This window comes from Neolewinella xylanilytica (genome assembly GCF_002934605.1).
Lineage (GTDB): Bacteria > Bacteroidota > Bacteroidia > Chitinophagales > Saprospiraceae > Neolewinella > Neolewinella xylanilytica.
Window position 1 is genome coordinate 1,781,153 of record NZ_PTJC01000006.1, and the last position, 15,348, is coordinate 1,796,500.

Here is a 15,348-nt window from a genome sequence, read left to right on the forward strand (position 1 = left end):
GAGTGTGAAAAATTAGAACAAAAAAGCGAATTAATTTTGTATGCCACTACAATTGTTAGTAAATGTCACTATGACATTTTTATCGGCCTTCTTTTAAAAAGTAGGGCAGCGAACCCGGCTGGGGTACGCCGCTTCCTGTCGATAGGCAATACTAATTTCAAAACCTCCACGGCTATTGGTGACGGGATTGAGGTCACCCGTACGTAAATCGTAGCTCACGCCAATCTGCACCCGCTCCATTTCCAGCGCGGCCAGCACGATTAAGGAGGATAACCCACTACCGCTTCCCTCCTGGGCCGCTAATTGCCCGTAACTACCCAGGCGCAGGGCGATTTCGCGCCACTCCCGCTGGGTATACCGAAGACTCCCCCCGAGGAGCAGGGTCTGACTGGGACCCTGACTGGACCAGCGAAAGGAGGGAAGGAAGGTTGAAAAGTGGGCTCCCAGGGGAATTTCACCACCACCGTGGATAACGTAGCGGCGGTAGAGTACGTCCTGGCTTTCAGGCAACGGAGAGACATTCGGTTCGTTCAGGTGGTAAGTCGCCCCCCCGAAGTACGCGCTACGTCGATCGCCGAGTGAAGCAAACCAGGCCAGGCCGGCGTTCATGTCCACGTACACGTCGCCGCTCATGCCACTGAAGGCTTCCTTACTTGGCAAGCTTCGATCCAGGTAGGCTTGCCGGCTCGCCGGGTCGACAAAGTATTGCTCGGAGAACCATACTTTATTCAGGTCGAAACCCCGCTGGCCAACTCCGAGCTGGGCGCCCCCGCTCAGGTAATGCGCATTGCGTTTTCCGCGGCCGTAGCCCGCCAGTTGCTGCTGGTAGCTGGCACTCAGGAGGCCCTGGCTGCGGACGTAATCGCTGGAGCCGGCCTGGTCGTGTTGGATCAATAAGCCAAATCCGGCAAAATTTCCCCGGTTGACGGGTCGGCGGATATCCACGGCGGCGGCCACGCTACGGTAAGCTTCGTCGGTCGTCAGTCGGGTATACAGTTCCTGGTAGTTTAGCTGCAGCCGGAGCTGACCGTCCATTACCCCCGTCAGGGCCGGATTCGTCAAGAGGGGCGTGGCGCCGAGTTGTTTAAATAATGCATCCTGGGCCCGCCCCGCGGTCCAGAGGAGGCAAATGACCAGGAACAGCCCGTAGCGTGGTGGTATTCGGTACGTGGCCATGTTAGCGGATTAAGGTAGTTTGACCGGACAGTAATTCCCGGGAACCGTCCTCGTGTTCCACTTCCAGTTTGAAGATGTACACCCCGGAGTCGAGTTCCTTGCCACGCTCGTTGCGACCGTCCCACCCCGCATCCTCATCGTTTACAGGAAAGTCCTGGCCGGTATATAACCAGCCCCCCCAGCGATCGAAAATGGAAAAGGATATCACGTGGGTTCCCGGCCGACCGTGCACCAAAAGGCGGTCGTTGTTGCCGTCATCGTTGGGGGTGAAGGCCGTCGGGACCGCTACCTCGCGGACCTTGCGTACCCGCACTCGCACCCTGTCTTCAGCCAAGCAGCCGACCGCATCCATCAACGCCAGTCGATAGTCTATCTCGTACTGCGGTTTCGCCGTAGGTGCTGGGCAGTCGGTACAGCTTAGCGTGCCCTCGTAGCTCGCCTCCCAGGCATAATCGAGGTCACCCCCCCCGCCCAGGATATCGGCGGATAAAACCAGGCTGTCTCCGAAAAGAATCTCGCGATCCGGTCCTAGGTCCACCGAAAATAGGGGGCCGTCCTCGATGGTCACGATCCGACTGACGGTACAACCCAGCACGTCCCTTGCGTATACGGTGTAATTGCCACCCCCCAAACCGGAAAAGGTGGAAGCTTTTGTGTAGCGTTCATCGTCCAGACTGAATTCGAGAGGAGCCTGCCCGCCCACGGCCGTGAGATCGATGCGACCGTTGTATTCCCCGCCGCATACGGGCCCCTGGGTGGAAATGTCAAGGATGATTTGCTCGGGAGCGGCAATGGCGTAACCCACTTCCTCGCGACATCCTTTTGCGTCGGTTACGGTGAGTCGGTATTCCCCGGGATTCAGTCCGGTGATTTTGGGTTCCGAACTACCGGTAGACCACGCGAAGCCGTAGGCACCGTTGCCCCCCGAGGGGGTTATTGACAAACTGCCGTCACTGGCTCCGAAGCAGCTAACCGGTTGGATCGTTTCCGATAGGCGCAACAATGCCGGCCCCGGGAGGGGAAGCAGGGTGTCAAAAGTGCAGCCGATGGCGTCGGTCATCGTCAGCGCATACGCACCAGCCGGGCGCTCGACGATGGCCGGCCCCTCGGCAAAGCCGGTATTGGCTCCCCACTGATAAGTGAAGGACGTTCCCTGCCGGTTGGATGCCGAAAGAATGCGGAGCGCCCCGTCGCGATCCCCGAAACAGGTGACGGGCGTGGTCTCCAGGTCGATCGACCAGGGTACATGCGCCTCCGTAGTGTACGTAGCCACTCCCGCACAGCCCTCGGCATCCGTCATGGTGACGGTGTAGGTGGTGGCAGGCTGCAACTGGGAAAGCCTGGATCCGTTGGCCCCCGTCGACCAGCGGTACGCAAAGTAGTTGCCCGGTGCCCGCGCTTCCAACGTTCGGTCGTAAACGGATCGGCATGCATCTCCCGAAGCGAGCGTTATCGTGGGTATGATCTGCGGACGGCTCACTGTCTCGAAGTCGTAGAGGTAGGTGCAACCGCTTTTGTCCGTTACCTGTACGCTGTTGAGACCGGCGGGCAGGGTAAAGGCAGTAGCGCCGGTTTCTCCGTTGCTCCAGACGTACCGGTAGTCTCCGTTACCCCCTCTGGCCAGTACCGTAGCCTGATTGGTTCGCGTGGCAAAGCACCCCGCAACTTCGTTGACCACCCGGGCCGAAAGGGGGATATCGGGTTGGGAGATGGTCGCCTCGGCCGTTTGCCGGCAGCCATTGGCGTCCGTCACCGTAAGACTATAGGTTCCCGCCGGCTGGGAAACCAGCGACGGATCCGTGGAACCATCGCTCCACCGGTAGGCGTAGGGAACCGACCCGCCCTGGATCATCGGAACGATCTCCCCGTCACTACCGCCGCGGCAACTTACGTCCCGTACCGTGAGGTCCAGGGTCAGGAGGTCGGGGCTCGGCACGGTTACCGTGGCCGTAGCGAAGCAACCCGCGGCGTCGGTAACCGTCACACCGTAGTTGCCGGCCAGGAGATTTTCGGCGGTGCTTCCCGAACGGCGGTCGTTGTCGCTCCAGGCGAATTCGTAGCCGCCGTATCCCCCCTCCACACGCAAGCGGATGCTGCCATCCGCTTCTCCGAAGCAACTAACGGCAATGGTGGTATCGATCGCGACGGTAATCCCGGGGGGAGGAGCCACCTCGTAGGTAAACGCTTTGGTACACCCGTTGATCGTGGTCACGGTCAGTTCATACTGACCGGCTTCCAAGCCGGCAAGGTCGCGGGTAACCGCCCCCGTGCTCCAGGTATAGCTGCTTACGGGAGTAGCCGTCAGCGGTCTTAGGATGATGCTCCCGTCCGGTTGGTCCGCACAGCCGTGGTCGATCGTGGCTTCGTAATCGACCTCCGCGCTTAACGGTTCGATGCGGTAATCGATGCGCTGGCTACAGCCTCGGGAGCTAGTCGCCGTAAGGGTATACGTGGCCGCTTCCGAAGGGGTTAGCGTGGGATTCGGACAATCGGTGCAGCTCAACTCGTCGTTGCCCGCACTCCAGGAGTAACTTAGGGTGGGGCGGTCAACCAGTTCCACGGACCAGGCTACGAGTTCGCCGCTTAATTGCCCGGAAGCGTCATCGATGCGTAGCGCCCACTCGCCATTCAGCGCCTGGCCGACCAGTACGTTCCAGTTGAGTCCGTCCCCGGGGCGGAAACAATTATCGATCCGGGTACCGTTTGTCGATCCTCGGGGCACCAGCACGAAGGGGGTACCTCCCGGGGGAATAAGCGCTATTTCCACGCCGCTCAGTGGCAGATCGGCCGTAAGTTCCAGGCAGACACCGGCCAACTGATCCGCCAACGGTTCGGCAAACACGGCGGGCGCCTGATCCGAGATGCGGAGGAAGCTGGTGTGGGATCCGGTCAGTGGCTGCCGCACCTGGGCTTGCCACCGGACAAGCGTATCGAAAGCAAAGGCTTCGCTTAGATCCAGCTGGACCTCCTGCCCCACGCAAACCTGGGTGTCGCGTGGGGTGAGCTGCCTCACCTCGCCACAGGCAAAGCAATCGTTTCGGAATGGGGAGACGACGTCCACCCGGATCAGGGTATCGTACGTGCACCCGAAATCGTCGGTCACCGTGAGCCGGTGATTGGCGTAGCCGGGATGGACTGGCGTATAGATCACGCTGTCCGGACGGTAAAAGCTGAACTGCCCGTCGTCTTCCCAGCGGGTACTTCTGATCGGTACCGTATAGGCTTCTTCGCTGGGGACCAGTTCGTCCGAAAAGGTGATGTTCCAGGAATAAACGGTGCCGTCGTCTTCCAGGAAGTTGTCAACGACATTCAGCCGCCATTCCCCATTCATGGCACAGCCGGTGAGGCCGTCGAAATTACCTTCTACGGGCAGGTAGTCGCGGTCGAAGGGTAGGATGGGGCGTGATGTTCCCCCGCTCGATTGTCCTCGCGTGTAATCCACTACTGTTTGCGCGGCGGAAGCCGTCCAGCAGTACGTTTCGGCGGGTTCCGGTCCCGTACCGTCCGTCTCCCCGTAGCCGAAACGGTGGTTGACGACGCCTCCCTGTCCCGCACTTTGTTCGAGCAGGGTGATCCGCGAGCCGTCCGGGCACTCGATCCACATGTCCAGGTCGGTCAGAAAGCTATGCTCGATGGTGACGCAAACTTGGGCGATATCCGCGCCGGAATTCACCCGTTGCCCGGGGCTGAAGAGTTGAATGTCCAAAGCCGATTGGTACACCTCATCCTGTCGGTCGGGAATACTGATCTGTTCGGAAAACGTCTGGGTAGTATTGAAGCTGACCGCCTGCGGGGTAGGACGGTAGGCGTTCGGTCCGGTTTTGTCCGTGCCCGCCAACAGCGCGATAGATTCCCCGGGGCAGACCTGCGGAATGGCCCGGTCGGGGGCGTCGAATTTCGGAGGCGCCGCCACGCGGATACGTTGATTGATCCGGTTTGCATTCACGCAGCCGCGGTTGTCGGTTATGTACAATTCGGCCACGTAGGCACCGGGGCGGTCATAGGCGTAGGTGACCGTCTGCCCGGCGGCCTGGTCACCGTTTTGGAAGGTCCATAGGAAGGAGGACGTCACGTCGGACTGGGTGTAGGTCGCTCCGTTCTCGGGGTATCTGCCCCTGCCGCTGAGGGTGATCGGCTCTCCGACGCACACGTCGATGTACCCGTTCGTCGACGGTACGGCTTCGGGTATGCTGGAAGCACGTTGGGCCACGATCGGCTGGCAGGCCACGATACAGTTGATGTCGGCACGCCAGCCATTGCCAACGCCCGTGCTGATGAATTCGAGGGTAAGGCAGCCGCCACGATTGGCCAGGGTAGCGGCCAGCGATAGCCGATCCCCTACGTTCGCCCGCGTGATCGTACGCAGGGTGTCAGCCGCAGTGGAAGTACCGTTGAAGACGGTCAGCGTTCCCTGGATATCGATGTCGGTGAAGTCGAGTTGGACGTGGGTGCCGATCGAGCTGTCGTCCGCGCAAAGGGTAATTACCTGCCGCGTCCCGCTGGGTGCATGGACGGCGGTCGTATCCCCGCTATCCACGAAAAGCCCTCCGCAGCTTTGCACCGTTCCGCCCCGATCGATGGTCACCGTCTGGGCCGATACGTAGAAACTTAGGAGGATACAGAACCAGAAAAGGAAACCAGCGGGGTAAACCTGCTTCATGCTAAGGGAGTGCGGTGTTGGGCTGCTATCTTTGGCGCAAAACGAAAAAGGCTATGCAAGTATTGGACGGGAAGGCGCTCGCTGAGACAATTAAAGACGAATTGAAGGCCGAAGTGGACGCCATCCGACAGGCCGCCGGCAAGATACCCCATCTCGCGGCAGTTTTGGTCGGTGAGGATCCGGCCAGTCAAGTGTACGTTCGCAATAAGGTCCGGGCGTGCGAGCAGGTGGGCTTTCGCAGCTCCCTTGTGCGCCGGCCCGCGACCATCACCCAAACGGAGTTACTGGACGTAGTCCGCGAATTGAACGAGGACCCCGACGTCGACGGGTTTATCGTACAGCTCCCGCTCCCCGGCCACCTGGACGAGGAAGCGGTCAACCTGGCCATTGACCCGCGGAAGGACGTCGACGGATTTACCCCGGACAACGTGGGCCGGATGACCCTCGGACTGGATTGTTACCTGCCCGCCACGCCGAATGGGATCATGATCATGCTGGAGCGCTACGGCGTGGAAACCAGCGGCAAGGAGGTAGTCGTCCTGGGACGCTCGAACATCGTAGGTACCCCCATGACCATCTTGCTCAGCCGCAAGGCGAACCCGGGCAACGCAACGGTCACGATCTGTCACAGTCGCACGAAGGACGTCGCTGCCCACTGCCGCCGCGCCGACATCCTCGTTGCGGCCATCGGTATTCCGGAAATGGTGACGGCCGACATGGTCAAGGAAGGAGCGGTGATCATCGACGTCGGTATCAACCGCGTCGAGGATAGCAGCCGCAGCCGGGGATACCGACTGGCGGGCGACGTGGATTACGCTGGAGTGAAGGACAAAGTCAGTGCCATCACCCCCGTGCCGGGTGGGGTAGGGCCCATGACGATCGTGAGCCTGATGATGAATACCCTACAGGCGAGTAAGGCTAAATGATGCCTTTCTCGCCCAGGTAGCGTTCGGCGTCGAGGGCGGCCATGCAACCGGTGCCCGCGGCGGTAATCGCCTGGCGGTAGACGTGGTCGGCCGCGTCGCCGCTCACGAATACCCCTTCGACGTTGGTATGCGTGCTGTTTGGCTGGTGGATCAGGTAGCCGCTTTCTTCCATGTCAAGCTGGCCCTTGAAGATCTTGGTATTGGGAATGTGGCCGATGGCAACGAAGAATCCGGCAATCGGAATCTCCGATATCTCCCCGCTTTCATTATTGCGCAGGCGTACCCCGGTCACTTCGTTCTCGCCGAGAATCTCCTCCGTCTCCGTGTTCCAGAGGATGTGGATATTCGCTTGCTTCTTTACTCGCTCCTGCATGATGCTGGAGGCCCGAAGTTCGTCGCGGCGCACGATCATGTGCACCTTGGGGCAAAGATTGCTCAGGTAGAGCGCCTCTTCGCAGGCGGAATCCCCACCACCGACGATGGCTACTTCCTTGCCACGGTAAAAGAATCCGTCACAGACCGCGCAGGCGCTGACGCCATTGTTAGCCAGCCGCTGCTCACTCTCCAGCCCCAGCCAGCGGGCACTGGCACCCGTGGAGATGATGACGGTATGGGCCGCCACTTCCTCTCCGCTTTCGGTGTAGATCTTTTTGACCTCCCCCTCCAGCTCGACGCGATCGATCAGCTCGTACTTGATCTCGGTACCGAAGCGTTCGGCCTGCTTCTTCAGGTCCTCCATCATCTGGGGCCCCATCACGCCGTCCGGGTAGCCAGGGAAGTTCTCTACGTCGGTGGTGATCATCAGTTGGCCTCCGGGTTCTTTCCCAGTGTACATCACGGGGCTCAGGTTAGCCCGCGCGGCGTAAATGGCAGCGGTGTATCCGGCGGGTCCGGAACCGATAATGACGGTTTTCAGGGGATCTTTTCCCATGCTAATGTTCAGTTTTGGGGCGGCAAAAGTACGTTACCCAGCTAACACTCCCGGAGCGGTAGGGTTGATATAGGTTGTATCGGGGCGCCGAAGCGCGGGTGCGGTATCCATCCACTACCGGGTAGGAGCGTCGATTATCCACTTCCCTTTCCCGGGAAGGAATGCGTTTTCAATGCCCTCCGGCAAAGAAGCCTTCCAGCTCGCGGTAGGCGCCCACCGGAAGGTCGCCCAGCGTGATGTCCATGATGCGAACGCGCTTCAGCGTCATAACCCGGTAGCCGAGGTATTTGCACATGCGACGGATCTGACGGTTGAGCCCCTGGGTCAGTACGATCCGGAACCGACGCTTACCGAGTCGTTCCACCTGGCAGGGATTGGTGCGGGTACCGAGAATGGGGACGCCCCCTGCCATTCGCTCCAGGAAGCGATCGTCGTAGGGCCGGTCGACGGTCACGATGTATTCCTTCTCGTGCTCGTGCTCGGCCCGCAGCACTTCGTTCACCACGTCCCCGTCGTTGGTAAGAAAAATGAGCCCGGTAGATGCTTTGTCCAATCGGCCTACCGGGAAGATCCGGTCGGGATAATTGAGAAAGTCGACGATGTTGTCCGGGTCGCGTGCATCCGTCGTGCAGGTAATGCCCGCGGGTTTGTGGAAGGCTAGGTACACCCGATCGGGCTGGGCTCCGATGAGCTTGCCGTCGAGTGCTACCCGGTCGCCCGTTTCGACGCGATTGCCCTTGGTGGCGATTTGCCCATTAATGGTCAACCGTCCCGCCTCGATCCAACGGTCGGCTTCCCGCCGGGAACAGATCCCGGTGGCGGCCACGAACTTGTTTAGGGACACGGACATGGGACAAAGGTACCTCGGTGCCGTAAATCAATCGATGGCCGCGCCGTACGGGTTGCCAGACAGTAGTATCTTTGTGGCCTGAAACGAAGATGTTATGCCAAAATCCCTTGATGCTTTAGCCCCCGAGAGTCGTATCTGGATTTACGGTGCCGAGCGTGCACTCACGAAAGAGGAAACGAAACTGGTACGCGAGCGGGCGCAGGAGTTCGTGGCCCAGTGGGTCAGTCATGCCCGGGATCTCACCGCCGGAGCGGATGTCATGCACAACCGTTTCCTGGTGCTGGCCGTCGATGAAACCCAGGCCGAAGCCAGCGGCTGCTCGATTGATGGCAGCGTCAACTTCGTAAAATCGCTCGGTGCGGAAATTGGCGTTGATTTTTTCAACCGCATGCGGTTTAGCTACCGCGACGATGCCGGAAAGATCCACACCGTGGGCCGGGAAGAATTTAAACTGCTCTATTCCCAGGGGTTGCTCAAAAACGACAGCATCGTCTTCGACCCCTTGGTAAAGGAATTGGGGGAGCTCCGGCAGATCTTCGAACGCCCGCTCGAAGACAGTTGGCACAGCCGGATGGTGTAGCCACCTCCTAAAGTATACTTAATAACCCGGCCGCCGCACAACGAATCCGGCCGCTCGGTCGTCCTTGTGACGTACCAAAGGCAGTTGCCGGGGAATGACCGTTTTACGACCTTTTATAACGCTTTGCCTGACGATGGTCTGCTCCGTTCTGGTAGCCCAGTCCGTCCGGGGCGTCGTGCGCAATGAGTTCGACGAGCCCGTGCCGTTCGCCAACGTTTTCGTGCGGCAAACGGGCAGCGGTACGGTCACCGGCGATGCGGGGGAGTACGAGTTGAATTTTCGGATCGACGGGGAATACGAACTTACCTTTTCCAGCCTGGGCTACGAAAGCCGGACCATCACCCTGGTCGTGCGCCTGGAACCACAGACGTACGACGTGCGCCTGCTGACCTCCGGGGTGGAACTGGAGCAAATTACCGTTTCGGCCGCCGGGCGCGATCCGGCCTACGCCATTATCCGCGAGATGATCGCCCGCAAGGACGCGAATGCCGGTTCCATCGGTAGCTACCAGACCGAGGTATACGTCAAAGCCGTGGAGAAGGTCGAGGATCTTGGCGGGAAAGTATCACCCCAATTGGAAACTACCGCACCTGCGCCCCCGTCGCCCTTCTCCGACCTTCCGTCAGTAGCACCGGGCGAGTTGCTGGACCGACTGAACATGGTGGAGATGAAGCTAATCCTCAGCCACGCCCTGCCCCGCCATTACAAGGAGGAACGGATTGCCTACGAATCCTACGGCGATACCCGCGGACTTTACGTGCCCGTATTCGCCGAAACGGACTTTAACTTCTACCGTAACCTGATTTCCTTACCCGGTATCTCCCTCGCGCCGGTCATTAGTCCGCTGTCCCAAACCTCCGTGCTCACCTACGCCTTCAAACTGCTTGATAGCGACGTGGATGACGGCCAGGTCGTGTACCGGATTCAGGTTACTCCCAGAAAGGAGGGCAACAGTACGGTGAGCGGGATACTGCACGTGAACGCCGCGGACTATAGCATCAACCGGCTGGATTTCACGCTGCCCGCCGGTGGTCTGTTGATCGCGGATCGGTTCCGCATCACCCAGCGCTACGACCGTACGGAAGACGGCCGCTGGTACGTCGGCGAGCAGGTATTCGATTACACCAGCCGGCAGGGGAAGAAGAAAACCTTTCACGGGACGACAACGCTCAGCTATACGGACTACACGCCCGATGTAACGTTCCCCGATAAGTTCTTTGGCAACGAAGTGGCCGTCACCACGGCCGAAGCCTACGTGCGGGATAGTACCTACTGGAACCGGGGGCGTACCGTCGCCCTCACCGAGGAGGAGAAACGGATGGTCTACCTGCGGGACAGCGTCAAGGCGGTGGTCACCTCACCGGCCTACCGTGATAGTATGGAGCGACTGTACAATCGGATCACGCTACTGGAGCTCGCGCTGGACGGCGTGGGCTTTCGCGATTACCGCAAGCAACGGCAGTGGTACGTCGGGCCGGTGACCGACCTCATTGACCTCTCGCCGGTAGGCGGATGGCGCGTCGGTCCCTACCTGTCAACGTACCGCCGGTTGCCCAACGGCAAGGAAATTAATCTTTCCGGAACCTTTAGTCTCGGTCTGAAGAATATGGATTTGCAGGGGAAGGTGTTTGGATGGCATCGGTACGACCCCTTCCACCTCGGCGACGTCTCCTTCTGGATCGGTAGGGAATTCGAGGCCTTTAATCCTAACGACGCCTATCTTAATCAACTCAAAGCTTCCAACTACTACCTCAAGGAGATGGCCGACATCGGTAGCCACCGGGAGCTACTGAATGGCCTGTACGTACAAGTCCATGCCTCGCTGGCGGACCGCCGGCCGATCACCGGTTTGGAAACGGGGTCCATCCTCGACGAGATCATCACCGATGAAGACGCGCCGGTAGACTTCGAGCGGTACCAGGCGTTCGTGTCGGACCTTTCCGTACGCTATACGCCGGCACAGCGGTACCTACGGGAGCCGACCCGGAAGGTGGTACTGGGAAGCGACTGGCCGACGTTCGGCCTGACTTACCGCAGGGGGTGGTCGACCGTACTGTCCAGTGACATCCGCTTCGACTACTTGCAATTCTCGATCGATCAGCAGTTCAACCTGGGCGCACTCGGGCAATCCAGCTACCGGCTGGTTGGCGGTACGTTTACAAACACCGAGGATCTTCGCTTCGTGGACATTCGGCGGTTCCGGGAATCGGACCCCTTGCTCTTATCCGACCCCCTGCAGACCTTCCAGGCGCTCAACAGCTCCATCGCTACCAGTGGCCCCCATCTCGAATTTCATTACCTCCACCACTTCAGCGGGGCATTGATCAATAACATTCCGCTTTTGAAGAAAACCCGCATTCAGACGGTGGTCGGGGCGGGCGCGCTTTACCTGCAGCAGGATGGCTACCGGTACCAGGAGTTACTTGCCGGCATCGAGCGGGTCTTCAAGGTCGGCGCGCGGCGACGGTTACGGGTAGGACTTTACGGAGTCACCGCGGACGATACCATAAGCAGCAGCGAGGTGACCTATAAAGTTAGCTTCGACCTCATCGATGTCTGGAATAAAGATTTCCGGTTCTAATGAAGCGGTAGCACCCGTTTGTAAACGTCTTTATTCGAATATATACGTCTAATTGACGATTGTTTCCCGGCGATGCTGGCACTTTTGGTCCATCACCAATCCAGGAAGCATGTTACCCTTCACCAATCAATTACAGCTTATCGGCCGCGCCGGACACGATCCGGAATTGCTCACGCTTTCCGATGGCACTCACCGGAGTACGTTGCGGCTATACCAGAATGGGCGTTCGGGAACGCAGCAGGAAGACCCGCAGATTCATCATTTAGTGGCCTGGTCCGGGGTTGCTCGTCAGCTTCAGGTACGGGTTAGCCGCGGAGACCGCCTCCTGATCCAGGGGAAGTTACTTTACCGGCGCTTCGAATGTAAAGGGGTTACTCAGGTCCGGACGGAGATTCACGTCGATCATTTCGCGGTACTCGACCGGCGAATGCACGCGGAAATGTCGGCCGTGGCGGAAACGGATCGCCCTAGTTATGGTCACCGTGAATAGGGTCACGCTGATCGGGAAGGTCTTGCATTCCCCACGGTATTTCTGTACGCCCCAGGCCCAGGACCTCGCGCGGTTTACCCTGTCTACCGTAGACGATCATGGGGTGGCGACGAACCACGAGTGCGTGGCATGGGGTGCGCCAGCCCTGCATTTGCACGCTCATTTGCGGCCCGGCGACCTGTTGCTGATTAGAGGTACGCTGCGGCACCGCCCGAGGCCACGTCGAAAAGGGGCTTATGTTCGATTACAACAGTATGCCTTTCTCGGAAATCGATACGGTGGGGCGACTACTCCGGGGCATTCAGTCGCTTATCCCGCATTCGGATAACCATACTGATGAGGAGGCCGAGCATCATACTGGTGGACCCGAACCAGAAGAGGTTAATACCGGGAAACTCGATCGCCTGGAGCGTGATGTAGTCCGTCCGGTAGCTACGCGGTGCGACGGCCAGCGGAATCTGGAGGGGCGCCTGCGACCGGATTTTGGCCACCCGCAGCGTAGCCTCGTTCGTCTCGGGGTTCAGGCTGGTGAGGTGGGCGTAGAGGCCCAAGTCGCGAATTTCGTCGCGTACCCCACTGGGTTGGTTGCCCCGGATCAGGAAGACCGGTTGCATCGTCTGGCCATCGGCTTCGAGCAGGGCACTCACCCAGATGTCGCCGTCCTTCGCGCTGAAGTGATCCACTTGGGGCTGGGAGATGAACTGGCGGAAGGTAATTTGCTGGCCGTCAACGGTAAATGTCGACCCGGGTTCGACCACGAATTCATCGTAATCCAGATCGTCGTCCTTCACCAATAGCCGCTCGAAAACCGATTCGTCGATCTTGATCCGTAAGGACATATCGTTGATCTGGGCGGGGTAGTGGTACAGCAGTCCTTCCCGCAGGACGATGGCTACGGTTGCCGTGGTGTCATGGTTAGCGATACCGCCGCTGCGGAGCGCCCGCACGGTGGCTGCTAGACCGATGTCGCCCGGTTCGAAGCTGTACTCCGGGTGATCGATCTGGCGGCGGAAGTCTTCCAGACCGACCGTATAGGTGTAGATGATGGAGGTGTTACGCTGGGGAATGGACACGGTGTCCCGGAAGGAAACATCCTCCCCGGGAGCCAGCGGTAGCAACCGGTACTGCAGGCTATCTTCCGTTTCCTGGCGCACCTTTACGCTTTGCTCTTCCGGTGGCAAGCCCATAATGACGGTGAATACGTCCCGATTCCAGTAATGCTTGGTGCTGGGGTTGGTGATGGCGATCTTCTCGAAACCTTTATCGTAGAGGACGTTGGGTTCGAGTTGGAAGGTTTCGACTACTTTCCCCGAGTCGTTCATCCGTTCGTAATCCACCCGGTACTTACGGTTCATCCCCTCGATGGTATCCCCGGTGTAGGTGATGACGTAATCTTCCATCCCAAGCGGAACGCCTTCGTAGAGCCGCACCGTTGTTCGGGCCAGTTGCTCGTCTTCGGTGAGGCCCTCCATAAGGAACTGGTTTTGGGAGATGGTGCGCTTGTTGCCGGAGCTCGCCATAATGCCGACGAGCATGATGCCGAAGCCGAGGTGGCTGATTACGCTTCCCGCAACTTTAGGGTCTTTACGGATAAAGAAAAGCAGGTAGTCCAAATTGGTCCACACCCCGAACCAGCCGGCAAAGATCATGGCCTTAAAAACGAAAGTGGGTGCCTGTATCCAGAGGAGGGTCAAAAACGTAAGTACTCCCGCGGCCAGGATCGCCAGGCCGGTATGCAGGGCAAAGTACTTGGCATGTTGGCGGAAATTGCGTTCGCGCCACCGCAGGTATTGCGCCCCACCGCTCATGAGGCCGATGAAAATGCCAATCCAGATCTGGAAGCGGTTATGATGGGCCTCGGGATCGGTGAGGGTAAGTCCGTCGTACACCGGGTTGATCCACTCCCGAATTTCATTGTATACCGGCAAACTGGTCGAACCGGTGATCAGAATCGCGGACATAAACAGCGTGAGACTTCCGATGAACATCCAGAATTCCCGACTGCTGGTGGCCTCTTCCTGCTCCGGAACGGGAATGTGCGACCACCGCCAGATGACCAAGCCCAAACTCAGCAAGAAATAAAACACCAGGAAGAACAGCAATTGCGCCTCCAGACCCATTTCGGTGAACGCGTGGACGCTGGTATCGCCAAGCACCCCCGAACGAGTAAGAAAGGTGCTGTAAACGATCAGCACGAAAGTGCCGAGGTAGAACATGTACGTAGCCCGTATACCCTGGCCGGTTGCCCTGCTGATCAGGTTGGTATGGATGCCGGCTACCAGCATCAGCCAGGGCACGAGACTGGTGTTCTCCACCGGGTCCCACGCCCAGTACCCACCAAAGTTCAGGGCTTCGTACGCCCACGCCGCACCCATCAGGATGCCGATACCCAAAATGCCGGCACTAAAGAGGCTCCATTTGAGGCCGGGACGCAGCCACTCGCGGTGGCGGCCCGTCCAGAGTCCCGCCACGGCGTAAGCGAAGGGTACCACGGTGCTGGCGAAGCCGAGGAACAGGGTGGGGGGATGGATCGTCATCCAGTAGTTCTGCAGACTCGGGTTGAGCCCGTTGCCGCGGAGCAGGGAGACGTAATCCGCCTGTTGGAAGATCGGGGCGTTCACGGTCTCCCGCAGCAATAACATGGGGTTGGAGCCCAGCTTGAGCAAAAAGTCACCGAAGCCGAAGTGGACGCCCAGTAGCATCGACACGATCACTACCTGGACCGAGCACACCACCGCCATGACAGGCTTCTCCCAACTGCGCGCCGTCACCATGAGCACGTAGCCCAGGATGACGTGCCAAAACGTCCACAGCAGAAAGCTGCCTTCCTGTCCTTCCCAAAAGGCGGAAAAAATGTAGCGTTGCTGTAGCTGCCCGTCTACGTGTGCGGTGACGTACTGGTACTCGTAATACTGGTTGAGCATCGCATAGAAGATGCAGCCGATTACGGTGAAGACCGCCGCCCCGTGGGCGAGAAAGGACAGCTGCCCGAGGCGCTGCCAGGAACGGCTGCGCAGCACTTCCCCCCGGTATTGGGTGGCCAGGAAATAACTGACCATACTGAGGATGCCCGCGAAGAAAGCGAGCAGGATGGCGAAGTGGCCAACATAGCGGGGACCGAGGTGCTCGTTGATATACTGAATTTCTTCCATGC

The 15,348-nt window shown here is 59.2% G+C and carries 10 protein-coding genes; 5 read left to right on the forward strand and 5 right to left on the reverse strand.

Annotated features, from left to right (window positions below):
* Positions 1–93: 93 nt before the first annotated feature.
* Together CLV84_RS16670 and CLV84_RS16675 are read right to left on the reverse strand one after the other, a co-directional pair.
* Positions 94–1,176 carry a PorP/SprF family type IX secretion system membrane protein gene (locus CLV84_RS16670; RefSeq protein ID WP_104420888.1) on the reverse strand — a complete coding sequence of 361 codons (1,083 nt, stop codon included), beginning with the start codon at positions 1,174–1,176 and terminating at the stop codon, positions 94–96.
* Between the two features lies 1 nt (position 1,177).
* Positions 1,178–5,836 carry a proprotein convertase P-domain-containing protein gene (locus CLV84_RS16675; protein ID WP_104420889.1) on the reverse strand — a complete coding sequence of 1,553 codons (4,659 nt, stop codon included), beginning with the start codon at positions 5,834–5,836 and terminating at the stop codon, positions 1,178–1,180.
* 53 nt (positions 5,837–5,889) lie between these two features.
* Here CLV84_RS16675 and folD point away from each other — a divergent pair, with 53 nt between their 5' ends.
* Positions 5,890–6,762, forward strand: coding sequence for a bifunctional methylenetetrahydrofolate dehydrogenase/methenyltetrahydrofolate cyclohydrolase FolD (gene folD / locus CLV84_RS16680; protein WP_104420890.1), 873 nt, complete (start codon positions 5,890–5,892; stop codon positions 6,760–6,762).
* On the opposite strand, the gene trxB is transcribed toward folD, so the two are convergent.
* Both trxB and CLV84_RS16690 read right to left on the reverse strand, forming a co-directional pair.
* The gene (gene trxB / locus CLV84_RS16685; protein ID WP_104420891.1) at positions 6,755–7,693 is read right to left on the reverse strand and encodes a thioredoxin-disulfide reductase; all 939 of its coding nucleotides are present in this window, start codon (positions 7,691–7,693) and stop codon (positions 6,755–6,757) included. The two genes, folD and trxB, sit on opposite strands and share 8 nt — an antisense overlap.
* A 169-nt stretch (positions 7,694–7,862) precedes the next feature.
* Positions 7,863–8,543, reverse strand: coding sequence for a pseudouridine synthase (locus CLV84_RS16690; RefSeq protein WP_104420892.1), 681 nt, complete (start codon positions 8,541–8,543; stop codon positions 7,863–7,865).
* Positions 8,544–8,637: 94 nt separating this feature from the next.
* Here CLV84_RS16690 and CLV84_RS16695 point away from each other — a divergent pair, with 94 nt between their 5' ends.
* The 4 genes from CLV84_RS16695 (at position 8,638) to CLV84_RS22340 (ending at position 12,522) form a co-directional block, all read left to right on the forward strand.
* Positions 8,638–9,123, forward strand: a complete 486-nt coding sequence (locus CLV84_RS16695; RefSeq protein ID WP_104420893.1) for a hypothetical protein — start codon at positions 8,638–8,640, stop codon at positions 9,121–9,123.
* A 133-nt stretch (positions 9,124–9,256) separates the two neighbouring features.
* Positions 9,257–11,704, forward strand: coding sequence for a DUF5686 and carboxypeptidase regulatory-like domain-containing protein (locus CLV84_RS16700; protein ID WP_104420894.1), 2,448 nt, complete (start codon positions 9,257–9,259; stop codon positions 11,702–11,704).
* A gap of 109 nt (positions 11,705–11,813) precedes the next feature.
* On the forward strand, positions 11,814–12,194 hold the full coding sequence (locus CLV84_RS16705) for a single-stranded DNA-binding protein (protein WP_104420895.1): 381 nt from the start codon (positions 11,814–11,816) through the stop codon (positions 12,192–12,194).
* Positions 12,178–12,522 (forward strand): single-stranded DNA-binding protein, encoded by a 345-nt coding sequence (locus CLV84_RS22340; protein WP_104420896.1) that lies wholly within the window; start codon positions 12,178–12,180, stop codon positions 12,520–12,522. Before CLV84_RS16705 ends, CLV84_RS22340 begins: the two co-directional genes overlap by 17 nt.
* On the opposite strand, the gene ccsA is transcribed toward CLV84_RS22340, so the two are convergent.
* Positions 12,482–15,346: a cytochrome c biogenesis protein CcsA gene (ccsA, locus tag CLV84_RS16715; protein ID WP_104420897.1), complete on the reverse strand. Its 2,865-nt coding sequence runs from the start codon at positions 15,344–15,346 to the stop codon at positions 12,482–12,484. The two genes, CLV84_RS22340 and ccsA, sit on opposite strands and share 41 nt — an antisense overlap.
* Between the last annotated feature and the right edge of the window lie 2 nt (positions 15,347–15,348).

Excerpts from the sequence above, each read along its gene's own strand:
- CLV84_RS16675 (WP_104420889.1), bottom strand. The coding sequence starts at position 5,836 with ATGAAGCAGGTTTACCCCGCTGGTTTCCTTTTCTGGTTCTGTATCCTC.
- ccsA (WP_104420897.1), bottom strand. The coding sequence starts at position 15,346 with ATGGAAGAAATTCAGTATATCAACGAGCACCTCGGTCCCCGCTATGTT.
- CLV84_RS16670 (WP_104420888.1), bottom strand. The coding sequence starts at position 1,176 with ATGGCCACGTACCGAATACCACCACGCTACGGGCTGTTCCTGGTCATT.
- CLV84_RS22340 (WP_104420896.1), top strand. The coding sequence starts at position 12,178 with ATGGTCACCGTGAATAGGGTCACGCTGATCGGGAAGGTCTTGCATTCC.
- folD (WP_104420890.1), top strand. The coding sequence starts at position 5,890 with ATGCAAGTATTGGACGGGAAGGCGCTCGCTGAGACAATTAAAGACGAA.
- CLV84_RS16690 (WP_104420892.1), bottom strand. The coding sequence starts at position 8,543 with ATGTCCGTGTCCCTAAACAAGTTCGTGGCCGCCACCGGGATCTGTTCC.
- trxB (WP_104420891.1), bottom strand. The coding sequence starts at position 7,693 with ATGGGAAAAGATCCCCTGAAAACCGTCATTATCGGTTCCGGACCCGCC.
- CLV84_RS16700 (WP_104420894.1), top strand. The coding sequence starts at position 9,257 with ATGGTCTGCTCCGTTCTGGTAGCCCAGTCCGTCCGGGGCGTCGTGCGC.
- CLV84_RS16695 (WP_104420893.1), top strand. The coding sequence starts at position 8,638 with ATGCCAAAATCCCTTGATGCTTTAGCCCCCGAGAGTCGTATCTGGATT.
- CLV84_RS16705 (WP_104420895.1), top strand. The coding sequence starts at position 11,814 with ATGTTACCCTTCACCAATCAATTACAGCTTATCGGCCGCGCCGGACAC.